This window comes from Asaia bogorensis NBRC 16594 (genome assembly GCF_001547995.1).
Classification (GTDB): Bacteria; Pseudomonadota; Alphaproteobacteria; order Acetobacterales; family Acetobacteraceae; genus Asaia; species Asaia bogorensis.
This window is the reverse complement of the sequence record NZ_AP014690.1, coordinates 2,387,082-2,406,994: the sequence shown is the minus strand read 5'-3', so window position 1 is coordinate 2,406,994 and position 19,913 is coordinate 2,387,082. Positions and strand designations below refer to the sequence as shown.

Annotated in this window: 8 protein-coding genes; 5 read left to right on the top strand and 3 right to left on the bottom strand. The window is 60.2% G+C overall.

Going from position 1 to position 19,913, the window contains the following annotated elements; translation table 11 throughout:
- Positions 1-67 precede the first annotated feature (67 nt).
- Positions 68-1,531 carry an AMP-binding protein gene (locus Asbog_RS10645; protein WP_062165119.1) on the top strand — a complete coding sequence of 488 codons (1,464 nt, stop codon included), beginning with the start codon at positions 68-70 and terminating at the stop codon, positions 1,529-1,531.
- 96 nt (positions 1,532-1,627) lie between these two features.
- Entirely contained in the window at positions 1,628-7,972 is a 6,345-nt protein-coding gene (locus tag Asbog_RS10640; RefSeq protein WP_062165118.1) for a type I polyketide synthase, read from the top strand.
- 96 nt (positions 7,973-8,068) lie between these two features.
- On the opposite strand, the gene Asbog_RS10635 is transcribed toward Asbog_RS10640, so the two are convergent.
- Positions 8,069-9,331, bottom strand: coding sequence for an MFS transporter (locus tag Asbog_RS10635; RefSeq protein WP_062165117.1), 1,263 nt, complete (start codon positions 9,329-9,331; stop codon positions 8,069-8,071).
- Positions 9,332-9,681: 350 nt separating this feature from the next.
- Between Asbog_RS10635 and Asbog_RS10630 the strand changes: the two genes are divergently transcribed.
- From Asbog_RS10630 to Asbog_RS10620, 3 genes are all read left to right on the top strand, one after another.
- Positions 9,682-10,818 carry a hypothetical protein gene (locus Asbog_RS10630; RefSeq protein WP_062165116.1) on the top strand — a complete coding sequence of 379 codons (1,137 nt, stop codon included), beginning with the start codon at positions 9,682-9,684 and terminating at the stop codon, positions 10,816-10,818.
- A gap of 145 nt (positions 10,819-10,963) precedes the next feature.
- Positions 10,964-12,184, top strand: a complete 1,221-nt coding sequence (gene hemA, locus Asbog_RS10625; protein WP_062165115.1) for a 5-aminolevulinate synthase — start codon at positions 10,964-10,966, stop codon at positions 12,182-12,184.
- A 281-nt stretch (positions 12,185-12,465) separates the two neighbouring features.
- Positions 12,466-15,153, top strand: coding sequence for a mechanosensitive ion channel family protein (locus tag Asbog_RS10620; protein WP_062165114.1), 2,688 nt, complete (start codon positions 12,466-12,468; stop codon positions 15,151-15,153).
- Between the two features lie 208 nt (positions 15,154-15,361).
- Here the strand turns inward: Asbog_RS10620 and Asbog_RS10615 are convergent, their stop codons facing one another.
- Both Asbog_RS10615 and Asbog_RS10610 read right to left on the bottom strand, forming a co-directional pair.
- Positions 15,362-18,994 carry a PAS domain-containing protein gene (locus tag Asbog_RS10615; protein ID WP_062165113.1) on the bottom strand — a complete coding sequence of 1,211 codons (3,633 nt, stop codon included), beginning with the start codon at positions 18,992-18,994 and terminating at the stop codon, positions 15,362-15,364.
- A gap of 142 nt (positions 18,995-19,136) precedes the next feature.
- Positions 19,137-19,904 carry an SDR family oxidoreductase gene (locus Asbog_RS10610; RefSeq protein ID WP_062165112.1) on the bottom strand — a complete coding sequence of 256 codons (768 nt, stop codon included), beginning with the start codon at positions 19,902-19,904 and terminating at the stop codon, positions 19,137-19,139.
- Between the last annotated feature and the right edge of the window lie 9 nt (positions 19,905-19,913).

The following is a 19,913-nucleotide window of genomic DNA, read 5'->3' as shown; positions in this document are numbered from 1 at the left end:
CTCTTCTGAAAGGGGGACCCAGGGCGGCCGTCATGGCCGCCCCGTTTGCGTTTGGGGATTGTTATTTATGTTTCATGTTATGGCCCTGCGGCATGCCAGGCAGAACCCGCAATCCCTGGCATTTGACAGCCTCGCACAGGATTGGACGTTTGGTCAGCTTGATCATGATGTGACGGCTGTAACCCAGGCATTGATCAAACTCAGAGAGGCTGATCCGAGGCTGGTCGGGATCCATTGCGGTAATCTTTACTGGCACTGGGTACTGATTCTGTCTCTGGCATCACTGGGGCTTGCAAGCGCCTCATTCCCCGAGAGTTCCGACCCGTCCTTTCTGCGTGATGTCCGCCTCCTTGAGCCGGATATCATGATTTCCATGGGAGGGTTATCGCTGCAGGATGTGCAGGTTCTCGAAATCAGTGACGACTGGCTGGCGCGTGTCTGTCAGGCTGATGCGAAGCCCTGCAATCACGCGATTGATTATGATGCTGTGTGCCGCTACGCGATTGCCGCAGGAACGGATGCCGAGCGCCAGGTTCTTGCCATGACGTTCCGTCAGGCGGAAATGGCGATCATGCATATGGTTATGCAGGACCAGTCCCTTACTGCCGTTGCCGCCACGCATCCCCACGTGCTTTCCACAATCGGCGTCATCTCGCTCACGGGCTTCATTGTTGGTTGCACCGGGTTGTGCAGCGGCTCACCGCTCAACTTTGTCAGTCACACCGATATTGGTATTCTGATTGCACGAAAGATCCCGACTGTTGCCGTCGTCACGCCGGGTCATCTCGCACATATTCTCGAGGTTCTGCCGCCGGGCATGAGGCCGCTCGATACGCTCAGGCTGGTAGTGACAGGTGGCCGTCTCAACCATCTGCTGCGTGACAAGGCGCTGGCCCGGCTCACGCCTCATATCCTGTCAGCCTATGGGACGGATGAATGCGGCGCTCTTGCGCTCGGCGATGCCGCAAAATTTACAGCGGACGATATGGTGGGTGTTACCCCTCCCTGGGTCACTCTGCAGATTGTCAACGAGCAGGACGAACTGGTCGCACCCGGCAAGGAAGGTATTGTCCGTATCAGGAGTTCCGGTCTGCTCGACGGTTATGTCGATCGCCTGTCAGGTCAGGCCCGTCGGTTTGCGGAGGGCTGGTTCTATCCCGGTGATCGCGGGCGGATCGATAAGGAAGGCATAATTTGTATCACCGGGCGTGTGGATGATCTTGTATCCATTGGTGGTGAAAAATTCGATCTGGGCGTCGTTGATGACATTGCGCGGGATATGCTCGAAATGCGTGAACTTGGCAGTTTTCTCTCTCTTGATGAGACCGGGCGCACACGCATCAACATCGCCATTGCCTCTTCTTCGGAGTTCGACACGGAGCGTCTCGCTCAGGCGCTCAGGGCTTTCTATCCCACCCTGCCGCCCGTTCGTGTGATGTCCGTTGATCATATTCCCTGGTCACTCGATGGTCGCGTGGATCGCGAGAGATTGTCGGGTGCCTTCCAGCGTTCGGAAAATTCGCTGGGTTGAATAACAAGAAGGGTCGGCATTGTTCGGCCCGCAACAACAGGCACAGGATGCGAAATCCTGGCAGCGCCGTATAAAAAGTAAGGTTCGAGTTCCATCATGTCGCGCAACAAAAAATCTGATATCGCCATCATCGGGATCGGATGCCGGCTGGCACCCAACATCACCAATGTTGACGAGCTCTGGTCATTTCTTTGCGCCGAAGGGGAAGCGGTTACCGACATCCCGGAGGAGCGCTGGAGCGTCAAACGCTTCTATGCCGAGGAAATCGAGTCCCCGTCGAAAACCTATATGCGCAGGGGGAGTTTTCTTAAGCGCAACATACATGAATTCGAACCACTCTTTTTCGGAATCTCGCCGCGTGAGGCGCAGATCCTCGATCCCCAGCAGCGCCTGCTGCTTGAGGTGACGTGGGAAGCCATGGAGACGGCGCGTGTCCTGCCGTCTCGTCTGTCCGGTCACAAGACGGGTGTGTTCATCGGCATTTTTGCAATCGATGCCCATGCTCACACATCGAGCCCCTATAATCTACCGACCGTACGTGACCATTTTGCCGCTACGGCGACGCCCTCAACCATGCTCTCTGCCCGTCTGGCGCATGTGTTCGATTTCCAGGGACCATGCATGTCGATCGACACCGCATGCTCGTCGTCCCTTGTGGCCCTGCATCAGGCCTGCCGTGCCTTGAATGAGGGCGATATCGATGTCGCTATCAGCGGCGGTGTCAGCCTTATGGGATGCCCCCAGACGTCGATCTTCATGTCAAAGGGGCATTTCATCGCGCGTGACGGTCGCTCGAAAAGCTTCGATGCCGCAGCCGATGGTTATGGTCGTGGCGAAGGCAGCGTGGTGTTCATCCTCAAGCGCCTGGAAGACGCCGAGCGCGATGGCGATACAATTCATGCCATCGTGGGCGCAACCGGCGTCAATTCGGATGGACGCACGCAGTTTCTGACGTCGCCCGATGCTGGCGCGCAGTCGCGTCTCATGACCGAGGTTCTGGAACGCGCCGATGTCGATCCGCGCGACGTGGCCTATGTCGAGACGCATGGCACCGGAACGCCGGCAGGTGATCCGATCGAGACCTACGCGCTGTCGCAATCCATTGCGCGTTTCAAGGACGAGAAACTCGTTATCGGTGCGGTCAAGGCCAATCTTGGTCATACCGAAGCAGCAGCCGGTGCGCTTGGTACGCTCAAGGCGGCACTCTGCCTGCGTCATCAGGCGGTCCCCCCCCAGCCAGGGCTCAAGACGATCAACCCCTCGATCCATCTGGACGAGTGGAATCTGGAGATCCCGCGCGGCTCGACACGATCGCTCGGTGAGGGGAAGATCGCGCGTTTTGCAGGCGTCAACTCGTTTGGTTACGGTGGTACCAACGCCATTGCGGTCCTGCGTCGCCCCGATGACAAGGCCCCCGTTCGCAGCGGGCACAATGCTGCCCGTCGCATCAATGGCAAGATTCCATTTCTGCTCACCGCGTTTTCCAAGACCTCGCTACCGCTCATGGCAGCAGCTTATCGCGAACGTCTCGATGGTGAGGCACAGCCTGCTCTGGGCGATCTCGCTTTTAGTCTCGCCACGTCACGCACCCTGTTCCGCCATCGCCTGCTCGTCATGGCGCGTGACGAACAGGAACTGGCGGACAGGCTTGATGCCTATCTGAAGGACCAGCGCGAGGAAGGGATGTTCCAGGCAACGGTCGAGGCAGAGTCCGGCCGTGGCATGGTGTTTGTCTATTCCGGCGTCGGCCCGCAATGGTGGGGTATGGGCCGTTACCTGCTGCGTGAGGCGCCGCAGGCTGTTCTGGACAAGGCGCGCGCCTGTGACGCCTTGTTCAAGGCGTTGTCAGGTTATTCGATCTGCGATGAAATCCTGCGTGAGGAAGCCGATAGTCGTATCGACAACACGGCCATTCTTCAGCCCGCCATTTTCCTGATCCAGGTTCTCGTCACTGAATATCTGGCATTGCAGGGTATTCTGCCGGATGCCGTGGTTGGTCACAGCATGGGCGAGGTTGCTGCCGCCTATGTCTCTGGCGGCCTCAGCCTGGAAGACGCCGTCACCGTTATCTATTACCGCAGTAACCTTCAGGGTACGCTCGACGGCACAGGCCGCATGCTTGCTGTGGGCCTCTCCGCAGAAGCGGCAGCCGAGCTGATTGCGGCGGAAGCACCGGAACTCTGCGTGGCTGCCGTCAACGCACCGACCACCTGCACACTTGCAGGGCCGGAGGAGGCGATACGCCATCTGGCCGCGCACCTCACGCAGAAGGGTCTGTTCAACCGCGTTCTGAATGTGGAAGTCCCCTTCCACAGCGCCGTGATGGACCGGATCGAGGGGGATCTCAAAAAGGCTCTCTCAGGGCTCGCACCGGGTGCGGCATCCACGCCATTTTATTCGACAGTTTACGGCAAGCTTGCCGATGACGACCACCGGGCAGATTCTGGCTACTGGTTCAGCAATGCCAGACAGCCGGTCCTCTTTGCCTCCGCTATTGAATCCTGCCTGGCCGATGGCTTCACGCAGTTTGTCGAGATCGGGCCGCACCCGGTCATCGGGCGTGCGCTTAAATCTGTTGCGGACAAGCAGCAGGCCAAGCTGAGTGTCATCAGCACCCTCAACCGGCAGGAAAGTGAGGCAAAATGCCTCGAGAATGCCGTTGCTAATATCATCCTGCATACGGCGCGCCTCGATTGGGCAGCCATTACCGGAGGGACGCTGATCGACCTGCCGACCTATCGTTGGTCGCGCGAGGTTTTCCATGCGGAAAATGAGCGCGAGCGGCGGTTCCGTCTGGGCGGAACGGGCCATCCGCTGATCGGCTTTGGTGCCATGACACCGGGGAAATCCTGGGTTGTTGATCTTACCGAACTGGGCGTGCCCTGGCTCAAGGATCACTGCATCGACAATGTTGTGCTTCTGCCTGCCGCGGGATTCATCGAGTCCGCTCTGGCGGTCGGTCACGAGATCGAGGGTCAGACAGGTGTCGTGCTCGAAAACCTCGAGATCATGGCGCCTCTTGTGGTGCAGTCGGGCGATAACCCGATCTTGTATCTCGATTACGACGAGAGCCGCCGTGCGCTTCGTTTCCATAGCGCCAAGGAAGAATTCTCTGAGATGTGGATCGACCACGGCAAGGTCGATATCCTCTCCGCAGCGCCGTGGCCCATGCCGGTCATCGACCGTGCGATGGTCGAGCAGGCGCTCGAGCAGGGCGTGGATGGGGCCGGGCTTTATGAAAAGATCCGCAATCACGGCTTCCATTACGGGCCGCGTTTCCAGACCCTGCAGCGTCTTGCTGTGCAGGATCGGGTAGCCTATGCGCGTATCGGCCTGACTGAAGACGAACTGGGTTCGGCAGAAGCCTATTATCTGCATCCGGCCTTGCTTGATGGCGCAATGCACGCGCTGATCGGGCTCGTCCCCGAGAGCTTCTCTGATCATATGTATGTGCCGGTTGGCTTTGATCGTCTGAGCTGCTTCGGCCTGGGCACGACCGAGGTGCTGGCACGGGTCGAGATCACGGCGATCACCAAGAGCCAGATCGAGGCCTCACTGCGCCTTTACTCCACGACCGGTATGCCGGTCGCCGAGGTCAAGGGCATGCGCCTTGCCGAAGTGCCGCGCATCCACAAGGAGGCCGCTACACGCGTCGAGACGCAGGAGTATTACACCAAATGGATTGAGTCCGAGGCGTCGATCCTGTTTGCCGAGCCCAAGACCGTGCTTCTCGTCGGGCACAAGAGCACGGCACAGAAGAAGCTCTGCGCCTTGTTCGAGGAAAATGGCGTGACGGTTCTCTCGACGCCGCGCAGCGGAGAGATCACGCCCCAGACAATCGGGCTTGAGGCGGGCCTGACGCTGGATGCCATCATTTACATGGCAGGCCCGACCCCCGACGCGGATTTTGAAAAGCTTGTCGGACAGATCGATGACATGGTGACGTTTGGCACCCGTCTTCTGATGGAGGGGCAGGACAAGCAGCCGAAATTCATCTATGTCTCCGAAAACGCGATCTTCTTCGACCCGGAAGATGTGCTGGCCCACAAGGCCAAGGTGCATCCGGATGGGGCCGCGCTGGTCGGTTTCTTCAAGGGGCTGGTCGATGAGCGCCCCGACCTTCAGGGCAAGGTCGTCGATGTCGATACATTGGCCGGTCAGGAGGCGCTGACGGCGCTCGCGGCTGAAATCCTGCACGAGGATAACGAGGCTGAAGTCGCGCTGCGCGAAGGTCGCCGTTTCACGCCGCGTTTCATGCCTGTCGAAGGGCAGCCGGATCGCCCGCTTGCGCAGCTTCCTGGTACGCCTGGCATCAAGTTGCAGAAGAGCCGTACGGGCACGCTCGATGGCCTGTATTACAAGGCTTTCGATGTCCGCCCACCGGGACGTGGCGAGATTACCATTCGCGTGCTGGCCACATCGCTGAACTTCAAGGACATGCTCAAGGGCATTTCGGTCCTGCCCGACAAGTTCCTGCTTGATACCTATCACACCACCGAAATGGGCATGGAGTGCTGCTTTGAGGTTGTGGCCGTTGGCAAGGGCGTCAAGAATTTCGAGGTGGGCAAGCGTTATCTGACCTGTCATCCGGGGTGCTTCACCTCGCATATGACACTGCCGGTCAAGGGCTTCCGCGTGATGGCGCTCGACCTGTTCGAGACGGCCGGTCGCCCCCTGACTGTTGCCGAGGCAACGGGTCTGCCGATTGCCATTGCGACAGCGCTTTACTGTCTGCACGACCTTGCGCGCCTCAAGAAGAACGAGATCGTCCTGATCCATTCGGCGGCAGGCGGTGTGGGTCTTGCTGCGATCGAGATTGCCAAGATTATCGGCGCACGCATCTTTGCAACGGCCAGCAGTGATGAGAAACGCCAGATCCTGCTTGATCGGGGCTGTGAAGCGGTGTGGGATTCCCGCAGCCTCGCCTTCTATGACGGTATTCTGGAAGTAACCGGTGGTCAGGGCGTCGATGTTGTCCTGAACAGTTCCCCCGGTGAAATTCAGGCTCATAGCCTTGCGCTGCTGTGCAATACCGGTCGCTTTGTCGAAATCGGCAAGAAGGATATCTGGGAAAAGCGCGACCTGTCGCAGTTCAGCTTCAACGGCAACGTGTCTTTCCATGCCTTTGATCTCGACCTGATGATGGCGCGTGATCACCGCAAGGCGGTGTCGATCTTCGACCGGATTCCCTATCTGTCACGCAAGTTCGACACGGTCATTCTGCCGCACAAGGTCTATCCCGCTTCCGAAGTGCGCGACGCCTTCAAGTTCATGTCGTCTTCCAAGCATATCGGCAAGATTCTCGTGTCGTATGAGGATCTGACGAATGTGCGCGCGCAGCGTCAGCCGGTCCGGCCTGTCGATCCGGCGGCTGCCTATCTGGTGACAGGGGGGCAGGGCGGCCTTGGTCTCGCTACGGCGGCCTGGCTGGCGGCCAGTGGCGCACGGCATCTGCATCTGATGGGGCGCAGCGTACGCCGTGACAAGGAGACGCTCGACAAGATCAAGGCTCTGAAAAAGGCCGGTGCCCGCGTTACGCTGCATTATGGCGATGTCAGCGTTTACGAGGATGTGGCCCGTATCAAATCGGCCATTCTCGAGACGGGTATCCCGCTCAAGGGTGTGTTCCACGCCGCAGGTATTCTCGATGACCGACTGATTTCAAAATACTCGGAAGAGAGCCTGCGCAATGTGCTCAAACCCAAGGTACTGGGCGGGCACCATCTGGACGTGCTGACACGCGACTGCCCGCTGGATTACTTCGTGCTCTATTCCTCCATTGTGACGGTCACAGGCAATATCGGGCAGAGCAGCTATCTCGCGGCCAATGCCTATCTCGATGCGCTGGCCAGTGCCCGCCGCAAGGCAGGTTTCCCCGCGGTTTCTGTCCAGTGGGGCCCGATTGCCGAGGTTGGCATGCTGGCCCAGGAAGGCAGTGTCGTGCAGTTCTTCGAGAATGCAGGGTTCCGTCTGCTCGAAAGCAACGAGGCGCTCTCGCTGCTGCCCACGCTCATCAATCGCGACCGCGATACCGTAGCGGCCATGGCGATCGACTGGGAGACATGCTTTGGTCAGCATGGCGCGATTGAGCGTAATCCCAAATTCGCTCTTATCCGACGCGAGAAAAGCATCAAGAACACCTCGGCGCAGAAGCTGGCCCATCTCCAGAGTCTGTCACCCGAAGAGCGTTACGAGTTCGTGCTGGATAACGTGAAATCGATCCTCGGGAATGTTCTCAAGCTTGAACCAGACAGCATCGATCCGGGTGCACGGCCAAACGAGCTGGGAGTCGATTCACTGGCAGGTGTGGAAATCCAGACGGCGATCAAGACAGAATTCAATGTCGAGATCTCTCTGCTTGTCCTGTCGCGCAATGAGCCGATACGCGAAATTGCCCGTAACGTGCTGCGTCAGATCAGTCTGAACATGGCGTCTGCCTGAGGCGGGACGGTATCGGGTGGGTTTGGTAAAAAGGCTGGTGGACGAGAGTCCACCAGCCTTTTTTTATGTCTGATCGTATGAGGGCAGGGCGCTACGCTATTCGTTTTCCATCGTTTCGCCCGGAAGCTCGTCCGGCTCTGCCCACGCAATGGCGCCCACGATCACGCTGGACCCAATAACAAAAAGCTGTGCCGACAGCGGAAGGCCGAGATTGCGCCCGAATACCGGAACAAGCTTGCCTGCAAGCCCCTGCCCAAGCGAGCCAATGGCATAGCTCAGCCCCATGCCGAAGCTGCGCGTGTCCGAAGGGAAGCGCTTGGCGAGATAATGCGGCACAAGGGCAAAGACGCCCGAGGCAGCAAGCCCCATGATCACGGCCGATACCAGCAGAACGGGATAGGTCTCCGCACTGAGGAAAGGATAGATTGTAAGGATCACCACAAGCAATGTGCCGATAATCACGCGCAGATCGCCGAAGCGGCTGGCCAGCGCCCCGCAGGACAGCTTGCCCACCAGCGAGCCGATACAGAAACAGCCGATTGGCCAGAACACGAGCGCCGGCGTCAGGTGATGAACATTGCGCAGGATCGTTGGATAAAGGCTGTAGATGGCGGCCTTCTGAAACTCCAGAAACGACATGAGCGCAATGGCCTGCACGGCCGCCAGCGTCAGGATGAATTTGGCCTTGGGCTGGGGTGCCGCGCCATTGAGCCCCTTCTGACGCTCCTGCTTGAGCGTCCATACCGGGCTTTCCTGAACGCCCCAGCGTATGAAGAGGGCGAGCACGGCGGGCGCCAGCCCGATAAAGAACAGCAGGCGCCACGAGTAATGCGGCAGAATGACCGCCTGGGCTGCGGTCGCAGCTAGAAACCCGAGTTCGTAACCCGACATCATGATGGCCGAGGCCATGGCGCGGCTTTTGCCGGGTACGCTCTCCATCAGGAGTGCTGCGGAGGCCGTCCACTCACCGCCAAAGCCGATGCCGAAAAGGAACTGGATGACAATCAGGCTGATCAGGCTGTGAGAGAATCCTGTGGCCGCAGAAAACACGCCAAACCACAACACACCCAGCAAAAACGCCAGACGGCGCCCGTAACGGTCTGCCAGCCATCCCCACCCGGTATTGCCAACGGCACGCCCGATGCTTTGCGCCAGAAGTACCGTGCCCATGGCGCTGATGGTGGCCCCGAAATCATGGGAGATGTCGGGCAGGGTGAGCAGCAGTGCTGTCTGGTCGAAGGCGTCGAGAAACCAGCCGAGGAAAGCGGCGAAGGTGACGCGCCAGAAGGGTTTGAGCGCGATCAGCGGGGGGTAGGTGAGGATCTGGGACAGGTAGGATTGGCGGGCGGAGGCCGACATGGTCTCGTCCTTGAAATGGGGGAGCGAAAGGAAGCAGGGGGATGGGAACGTCTGGAGAGAGAAGGAGTAAAATCGAATGGAAGCGAAACGGTTCCATTTCGCCAATGGGCCGGCGAGACAGAGAGTGATGTTTTGAAGGGGCGTCAGGGGGTGTTGATAGAGGACCGATTCACTCCTCATTCTGCCCTGATGGCGGCGGGAAATCGAGTCCCGTTTGTCATCTGACTCCGATTACGCTGCACACTTGAAAGCAAGATGCGCGCGGGGCAGGTGCAAAGCGTTAAGAACATATTATCATTCTCACTTTAGCATGACCTCCTCCTACCCTTGCCGCGAGGAGCTGTGCCGCTTTGCCACGAGATAGCAGCCCGATCGACGATCCTGGCGTGGCAGGGCAAAGCCGTGCCGTCCTTTCGAAAGCGGCCCTCGAAGGGCGCGCGTTGTCAGGAGGGCCGGGTATCAGTGCTCTGGCCGTGCAGCCCGGCCTTTCGACCATGACGATGCCTGACAGGGATTTTCCGGAGAGTGATCGTGCCGGGGTGCGGGTGTCGTGCGTCACGCTCTCAAGCATCGTGCTTCCCGATATCACGCGGGCCGACCTTGCGGAGCCGCGTCTTACGCCGGAATGCTGTCACGTGGCTGCCCTTCCGGCATCGGGAATGCCGACGCAGGGGGGCGGGTCGGAAGGCGAGGGGCGTACACGACGTCGCGTCCAGCCTGCCCGACGTTCCGGAGCGGGGGCAGGGTCACCTGAGCTGCGCTGGACCGGTCGCTATGGCCGCAAGGGCGGCCATATCAGGCTCATTGGCTGGGATGTCGCGCCTTCGGGCCTCCAGGGTTTTCGGCGTTCACTGCAGGACGGGCAGGACAGTGCGAAGGCAGATATCGCTGTGCTGCGTGAGATCTGTCGTCGTATGGCACCCGTTGGAGGGCATTACAGGGCAAGCCTGACCCTGACGGACCCTCTGTCGCCTGACGAGCCCTTCGTACTGGCCATGCAGGCGGTCTTCGCCGAGACCGGCTTTTCGCCTCAGGCCCTGCGCCTCGTGCTGGATGAACGTCGTTTTACGCTCGCAGGGCGTGACGAGGCGTTGTGTCTGGCGGTTCTGGTCGATTGGGGGGTCGAGTTATGGGTCGGGCGTTTCGGTCAGGGGGTGTCGAGCCTTACCCTGCTGCGTGAGCGTGCCGGTACGGGATTGATCGCAGGCGTCAGTCTCGAAGCCGGGCTGGTTTCTGCGCCATCAGGGCTATGGCGGCTGGCCCATCACAAGGAGCGGCAGTCCGAGGAGCGCCTCGATCCGATCGCCGCCAGATTTTTCTCTACCACATGCGAAGCTCTGCAAGCGCTTGGAATCAGGACTCACTTCGCCCGGATCTCCAGTTCTGCGCATTACGGTTTTGCGCTTGCTGCCGGGTTTGATGAAATGAGTGGCTTGTGTCCGGAACTGGAAGGCATTGCGATGGAAGCAGAGCCGCCCTGCGCCTGAAGCAGGGCTGGACGAAACGGCCTAGTTGCGACAGGTTCCGCCCGTGTCTCCCTTCGCGTGGGTGCGCACCCATAACGTGAGTTTAACTTGCCCTGAAACGCGGTTAGCTGTTCTGCGCTATGGTCAGACAAGAGGGAATAACGAGATGGCGCAAGTGGATACAGTCTACGACAAGTATTTCCAGACAGCTCTGGACGGCCTCAAGGCCGATGGCAGCTACCGGCATTTTGCCGAGCTCGAGCGTCATGCCGGACAGTTTCCCCACGCCTACCATCACGGTCTGAAGCGCGATATCACTGTGTGGTGCTCGAATGACTACCTCGGCATGGGCCAGCACCCGGACGTGCTTAAGGCAATGCACGAGAGCCTCGCCCGTAGCGGTGCCGGTGCGGGTGGCACGCGAAACATCTCAGGCACCAATCATGAGCATGTAGCGCTTGAAAAGGAGCTTGCAGCCCTTCACGGCAAGGAAGCAGCGCTGCTTTTCAATTCGGGGTATCTTTCCAACTGGGCGACACTGGGCACGATCGCAGCGCGGCTCAAGGGCTGCGTCGTGCTTTCTGATGCCGCCAACCATGCCTCGATGATCGAGGGCATACGCCACTCACGCGCTGAAAAGATGATTTTCCGTCATAACGACGTCGAGGATCTTGAGGCGAAGCTCAAGGCGATCCCGCTCGATACACCCAAGATTGTCGCCTTTGAATCGGTCTATTCGATGGATGGCGATATCGCCCCGATTGAGGCGATCTGCGACCTTGCCGATCGTTACAATGCCCTGACCTATCTGGACGAGGTTCACGCTGTTGGTCTTTATGGCCATCAGGGCGGTGGCGTTGCCGAGGAACGCGGTCTGGCGCATCGTCTCTCGGTCATCGAGGGGACCCTGGGGAAGGGCTTTGGCGTGGTCGGTGGCTACATTACCGGTAGTGCTGCGTTGTGCGATTTCGTGCGCTCTTTCGCCTCAGGCTTCATTTTCTCGACCGCGCTTCCCCCGATGGTGGCGGCAGGAGCACTGGCAAGCATCCGTCATCTGCGCAACAGCCAGAGCGAGCGGTCGGCGCATCGTCAGGCCGTGGCATGGCTGCGTGAAAGCCTCGACCGTGCCGGTATCCCCCATCTGGACAACCCGTCGCATATTGTGCCGGTCATGGTAGGCGACGCGACGCGGTGCCGTGCGCTTTCTGACGCTCTGCTTCAACGCTTTGGTCATTACATCCAGCCGATCAACTATCCGACCGTCCCGCGAGGCACCGAGCGCCTGCGCATCACGCCGGGGCCCCTGCACACCAAGGAAGATATCGACTCCCTCGTCACTGCGCTGGCCGTGCTGTGGCGCGAGCATCAACTGGCCAACGCCGCCTGAGAGATGCAACGCATCCCCGCGACAACTCCGACACATGTCGAGGTTGTTGCGGGCAGATGATGTGATACGCCGTGCTTCGCGGCCTGGCCTGCACCGGAAACTCCTGCCGCACACTCCGGGGGCAAGCGTGAGGTCGATGACCCCACTGCAACGAGCGATACCCGGGCCCGTGTTTCACCCGTCAGGTGATTTATTGCGTGATCCGCCATTGTTCGGATCCGTCGGGACGGTATAGGCGGGTCATACATTACCGAACTTCTGTTTCCGCAAGGATATGCCTGATGTTGTCCCTTTCGCGAGCGCCCAATCCGGGTGCCACGGTCCTGACACTCGAAAACAGGTATTCCGCGCGACGGCCTTTTTCATGGTGTCTGCTGATCTGTCTCCTGGTTGGCAGTCTGTGCTTGCAATCAGGGAGCGCGCGCGCCCAGACGCAAGCCACTGCGGCAGTGCCCGAAGCACCGCGCATCACAGCCGATCAGGCGCGGCAACTCGCTTCGGTGCTCAATAACGATGCCAAGCGCCGCGAATTCCTGACGACACTGCAGAATCTCAGTCAGGCCCAGCAGGCGGCCAATCCGACCGATACAGGTGAGAAAACCGGTCCGAAGCTCAAACCCGACGGGCTGGGGGCAGAATTGCTTGGCAGTGCCTCCGACTGGACCCATGCTGCCAGTGTTCAGGCGCATAGCCTGCTGCGCACCGTCGTGGATGTGCGCGCCATTGGGCCGTGGTGGCGCCACATGCGCAACGATCCGGCAGATCGTCAGGAATCGCTCAAACTGCTGCTACGCGCCCTGATTCTGGCTGCAGTGAGCACCTGTCTCTTTTATGCGTTGCGGCTTCTGTTACGGGGGGTGCGCAACCGCGTTGAGGCGCTGGCTCGCATCAAGGGGCGTTCTGCGCTGGCGCGTGAAATCGATGATCGTCAGGCCGCAGAAGAGGCAGCCGACGAGGCTGCTCGGGGAGACGCTGAGTGGAAGACGGGCGACGGAAGCTCCACCACTGACCAGACCACTCTTTCCGACAATGCGCCGCCTTTGGCGCAGGATCACGGCGATGCCTATCAGCAATCCGCTGACGAAGCCTCGCCCCCTGAACAGGAGCGCCCGACCGTTCAGACGGAAGGCCCCTCAAGCGGCGCGAAGCCCATTCCCGATACGCAGGATCGAGAGCGTCTGTCGCGTTTGCGGCATCAAGGCGCACTTGCCCGACTGACGCTTGTTCTCAAGCGGCTTCCTTACAGCTTCCTCTGCCTGTTGCTTGACTGTCTGCCGGTGCTGGTTGTGCCTTTCATTGCCTTGCTGATCGTCATTGCCGATCCGGCGGCTGACGAGTTCACAACGGCCTTGCTGCGTGCGCTGAGCCTGACGGCTCTGGTGGCTGGAGGGCTGATCATTGCCATACGCACCATTCTTGCGCCGCAGCGCCCCTGGCTGCGCCTTGCCCTGCTCTCAGATTCCGCGGCGAGCTTCCTGTTCGACTGGCTGCGTCTGCTGATCCTCACCACAGGAATTTCTGCTGCTGCGCTCGAAACGCTTGATGATTGTGGCTTGCCCGACAGGGTGATCGAGGCACTGCTCAAGATCCTGACGCTTGTTCTGCATCTGATGGTGGCGGTCATGATCATCCGCAGCCGCCCCAAGGTCATGCGATTTTGCGCGCGTAGGGAACGGCGTGGTTTTGGCGCCAGCATGTTGCATCTTTTCGGTCGCACCTGGTGGGTGGTTGCGCTCTTCTTCGACATGGGCCTTTGGCTCGTCTGGGCGGCGGAAATCCATCACGGTTATGCGGCAATCTGGAAGCTCTTTCTGCGCAGCGCTGTGGCGCTGGTGGTCATGCGCTGCGTCAGCATCGTGCTGTACGGGCTGCTGGAACGCGTGTTCCGCTCGGCTCCAGGCTGGGTCACGCTGAGCGAGGATGCACAGACACGCTTCAGCCGCTATTACGCCCCGGCACAGCGGGTCACGTCTGTCATCATCATTGCGCTGACCGTTCTTGCTCTGGCCAGTGCCTGGGGCGCGCCCATCAAGGTCCTGTTTGGTGCCGGTGGGCTTGGCTATCGTCTGGCCTCGTCATCCATGACAGTGCTCATCGCCTGCCTTCTCGGGGTTGTGGTCTGGGAGGCGAGCAACATCATGCTCGAGCGCTATGCCCGCAAGGTGGGCGGGCTTGATGACGGTGCGGCCAAGGTGGCCCGTGTGCGCACATTGCAGCCCATGATCCGTATCGTCCTCATGGTCATTCTGGTGGCTGTCATCGGGCTCACCGTGCTGAGCGAGATCGGCGTGAATGTTGCCCCGCTTCTCGCAGGGGCCTCGATCTTTGGTGTCGCGTTGGGTTTCGGCTCGCAAAAGCTCGTGCAGGATTTCATCAACGGGATTTTCCTGCTCATGGAAAATGCTCTGACGGTGGGCGATGCCGTCACGCTCAACGGTACCTATGGCGTGGTCGAGCATCTCTCGCTGCGCACGGTTCATGTACGTGCCAATGATGGCTCCATGAATATCTTTCCGTTCAGCTCGCTTGGTCAGATCATCAATTACAACCGTGATTTTGCCCGTGCCATTATCGTGGCCGAGGTCGGGTATGAGACGGATACCGATGAGGTCGTGAAGGTCATCAATGATATCACGGCCGAGATGCGGGCCGATGAGAATTTCAAGGCCCTGATCATCGACGATTTCCAGATGTGGGGTGTGGACGCGCTCAATCAGACCTCTGTCACGGTGCGCGGTACGTTGCCGACAATCACCTCCGGGCGCTGGCCTGTGCAGCGTGAATTCTATCGCCGCCTGAAAAAGACGTTCGAGGCGCGGAATATCCATCTCCCTTATCCAACGCGCTATGTGGAGGTTACGGGGCTGGCAGGTATGGGAGGCAGCGACGGGCCAGAACACGACCGGCGATCAGGCGAAGAAGGTGTCACATTGCGAGAGGGACGCGTCCCAACCTCCCGACCCGAATGACGGGTTGCGGCCTCAGGCTTACTCGGAACTGCCTTGAGGCCAGGTGGCCCCGTGCCGCATGACGGGCGTGTAGATGTTACGCTGTAACGACGGGTCTGTGTGACGATGGGCACAAAATCGCCTCGCCGCAGGGGCTTTGTCGCAGGGAATCTGGCCGCTCCGCGCCGATCGGCCCGGAGGGCAAAACCGATCGGCTTCGTATGTGAAGCTAGCCGCGCCTGAGGGCGTTTCTCAGTTTCTCGTCAAGCATGGCCGTGGTGAAGGGTTTGGGCAGGATATGGATTTTCTCATCCTGTCCACTCCGGTCAAATATGGCCTGTTCCGCGTAGCCTGTGATGAACAGCACCGAGAGTAATGGCCGCAGCACGAGCGCCGCATCGGCAAGTTGCCGTCCATTCAGACCACCCGGCAGACCGACATCGGTAATCAGTACATCATACAGGCGTTCCCGGTCATTGAGCAGGGCGAGGGCTGCCGTGCCGTCGCTTGCCTCCTGAACAATGGCGCCCCAGTCTTCGAGCGTTTCACGAACGGTAAAGCGCAGCGTCTCCTCATCATCGACCAACAGGACGCGCAGGTTACGCAGGGCGTCGCCATCCGGCGAGAGGTCAGGCGCGACGACAGGCGAGGGCAGGGCGGCGGCATGGCTGGGCAGCCAGATATGGACCGAGGTTCCCGCACCAGGGATCGAGGCAATGCTGACCCGTCCCCCCGATTGTCTGGCAAAGCCATAGATCATGCTCAGCCCCAGCCCGGTCCCCTTGCCCAAGGGCTTGGTGGTAAAGAAGGGATCGAAAGCGCGCGCCATGACATCGGCGCTCATGCCCACACCCGTATCTGTCACCGAGAGCACCTGATAGATCCCGGGGCGCACCCCCCATTCTTCGGCCTGAAGGGCCCCCAGCGTGGCGCGTGAAGTGGCAATCGTCAGGTGCCCGCCCTCGGGCATGGCATCACGGGCGTTGATCGACAGATTGAGCAACGCATTTTCAAGCTGGTTGGTATCGACCAGGGCCGGCCCGATGGTTTCGTCCAGGCAGAGTTCGAGCACGACAGCTGGCCCGACTGTGCCGGCAATAAGGTCCTGAAGCCCGAGGATGAGAATATTGATGTCAGCGGGTTGCGGGTCGAGTGTCTGACGGCGCGAGAAGGCCAGAAGGCGATGCGTCAGGGCGGCGGCGCGATCCGTGGCACCTTGCGCCGCCGTGATATAACGGTCCAGCCCCTCTGTACGTCCCTGGGCGATACGACGTGTCAGGAGCGAGAGTGCGCCCCCGATCCCGGCCAGGATATTATTGAAATCATGGGCGAGGCCGCCTGTCAGCTGGCCGACCGCTTCCATCTTCTGCGACTGGCGAAGCTGATCCTCCAGAGCGATGCGATCGGTCACGTCACGTCCGATCAGATAGATGTCTTCTCCCTCGGTCGAGCCGGACCAGTTGAATGTGTGCCATTCCCCATCCTGATGCAGAAATCTTAGGTCAACGCCATGATCGAGCTTGCCCTCGCGCAGCAGGGCAAGGGCCTCGGTCGCGCGTGCCATATCGGCTGGATGCACCAGCTGCTCGGCCTTGCTGCCAATCCAGTCACGCGCCTTGTCCCCAAAGCAGGTCTGCCAGCTCGGATTGAGGTAGCGCAGCCTGCCGTCACGATCGGTAAGGGCCAGCAGGTCGGCGCTGATCGCCCACAACCTGTCGCGTTCACGCGTACGGCGTAGCACCTGCTCTTCAAGGGTTTCGTTCATGCGGCGCAGGGCTTCCTGCGCGCGCATCTGGCGTATGGCGGCCCAGCTTCTGTCAGCAATCGTACGAACGAAGGAGAGCGTGATGTCGTCCCAGCAATGGGCGTGGGCAAAATGGACGATGGCGACAGCCTGCAGAACACCGTTATCCATGATCGGCACATTGAGCAGGGCGCAGATCTGGAGCGGGGCAAACTGCGCAGCCTGCGCAGCAGTCAGGGGATCAGTCCTGACATCATCGATGGCAACAACTTCACCGGCCTTGAGCAGATCGATATAGGAGCCAAAGGACCGGAAGGCATAGAGCCCCGAAACATCGGGGGTTTCAGGGTCCCGGCGCCAGCAATCTGTAACCTGCGCCAGTTCGCGCTCATGATCCACATCGGCAAAACCGGAACGGTCTGCCTCGATGGTCATGCCCAGCGTCCGCGCTGTAAGCGCCAGAATGTCAGCCTCACTCGTCAGCGCGCGCAGTTCGTCACCGAAAGTCACCAGCGCCTCACGCTTGAGCGTCTGGCGTTTGGGCGCGTCGATATCGAGCAGAATGCCGGGGAAATGACTGATCTGGCCGTTATGGTCGTAGGTGCACGAGCCATTGGCCTCGATCCACCGGCTGGCACGCGAGCCGTCGTCGCATAGACGAAACTCGCAGCGGAACGGCTTGCGCTCGTGCAATGCGGTGTCAAGCGCTTCCTGAAGAACCGGGCGATCTTCAGGGGTGATGCAATCCAGCAATTGCGTGAGCGCCACCCCCTCGGCAAGTCGGGCCGGGGAGAGACGGAGCGTCTCCGCCATGCGCAGATCGCCCGTCACAAGCTGGCGTTTGGCGTCCCACAGCCACATGCCGATGATGGTGCCGGCCGCAAGTGCAAGCTCAAGGCGCTCGTGTTCCTGATTGGCCACCGTCATGTCACGCGAGACACCGAGGATACGCTCTGGCCTGCCCCCGGGGCCAAGTATGGGTGTCACCACGACATCCCACAGGCGTTTGCGCCCATCGGTCGTCTCGACATATTCCTGGAAATGGCTGGTGAGCCCGTCCCTGGCAGCGTCGATCGCGTTCAGCGAGAGCTTGCGCCCGCGCTCCTGCCACACATCGGGCCAGTATACCCCCAGCATGTCGGCGGGCGAGCAAAGACCAAGCACCAGAACAGCGCCGTGATTGACGAAGGTGATCTTGCCGTCGAGATCAAGGATCTTCACGCAGTCACTGGCGCTGACGAGCAGCGAAGTGACGAAAGACTGGCTGGCGCGCAGTGCAGCCCGTTCATCCGGATCGATCGTGGTGTCGATGACCGTCCCGGTGCAGCCATCAGGATGGGGATGCACACTGATATGAACGGCTCTCGGCGGTCCGTCCGTCTGCCGGAAGGCTACATCGCCTGTTTCAGCCCTCGTCAGCCATGCGACAGGATCGGTTTCCGGCAGGATTTCAGCATCTTCATGGAAACAGGCCAGAAAAACCGGCCATTCGACACCGAGACGCAAGGCTTCAGGATCGAGGCCACAAAGAGACGCGAGATAAGGATCGCCCGTCAGCAGACCACTCTTGGCATTCCAGAGCAGAAAGCCGAGCATGGCCTCGCGTGAACCGTTCTCGCCGGGAGGGGGCGTCGCATCCGGTGTGACGACAGGCGCCTTATGCAATGGGGCATTGAGGGTGCCATTCCGCCCTGCCACAGCGAGGGCACGCGCGTCCCTTTGGCCTATGGTGCCAAGAAGGGTGGCATGAGCCTGAACGATGCGCTTTTGCTGCGGGGATAAAGGGTTTTGCCGAGCGGCTGCTGCAATCAGCCCTGCGACTGGGGTGCCGAAGGGAAAGAAGTCCCAGCCGGCAAACTCACCCTCGCCTGAGAAGGATGACTCGCGGGTCCAGTCCTGTCCCGTCGCGCGTGAGAGATCAGGAAATACCGGTATCGCGTCGCGTGTTGCAGCCCCGCCCTGTGCCGTTGCGACAAGATGCGCATGACCGCTGCTGACAGCAATGAGCGCGAAACCGATGTCGGGGAATGTTTCGCACAGGGGGTGCAACGCCGGATGGGTTGCGGTGACCCGTGAACTCGTCAGGTTATCCGGACCGGGACGCTCCCAAAGCAACATGTGATACGCCCCCGGATGTTCAGGCTGCCCCCGGGTTGCGAGGGCAGGACAGGCGTCTCAGGCACCATACGATGAGCCCGCTTGATCCGGTTCAGTCATAGCCCCCTGAACGTGAAAGCGTAAATACAGAATCCGGGGCCGATTACACGGATGCCGTCAAACCCCCGTCAACAGTCAGTATATGCCCATTGACGAAGCTCGAGGCCTCGGAGGCGAGAAACACAGCAGCGCCTACCAGCTCCTCACTCTTGCCCCATCGTGCCGCGGGGGTGCGCTGGCACAGCCATGAGGAAAAGGCCGGATCGGCAACAAGGGCTGCGTTCATCTCCGTTTCGAAATACCCCGGGGCCAGCCCGTTGATCTGCAGCCCGTGCCGTGCCCAGTCGGTCGCCATGCCCTTGGTGAGCATTTTCACGGCCCCCTTGGTTGCGGTGTAGGGGGCAATGCCGGGACGCGCCAGCTCGCTCTGCACAGAACAGATGTTGATGATCTTGCCGCGCCCACGCGTGATCATGCCTTTCGAGACCGCCTGGGCGACAAAAAACACCGAGCTGAGATTGGTGGAGATCAGACGGTCCCATTCGGCACGCGGAAACTGGTCGAGAGGCGAGCGGAACTGGATGCCGGCGTTGTTGATCAGGATATCGATCGGTCCTTCGGCCTCGACGGCCTCGACACCTGCAATGACCTGATCCTGATTGGTGACATCGAAGACGCTGCCGCGTGTCACGATGCCCTCGCCCTCAAGACGGGCCCGTGCGGAATCGAGATGTGCCGGGTCACGCCCGTTGAGAATGATTTCAGCCCCGTAGCGCCCCAGACCCTGTGCGAGCGTATAGCCGATGCCGCGCGAGGCGCCGGTGATGAGGGCGCGCTTGCCCTTGAGGGAAAAAAGGGCGGGCTCGGACATGGCTGGATC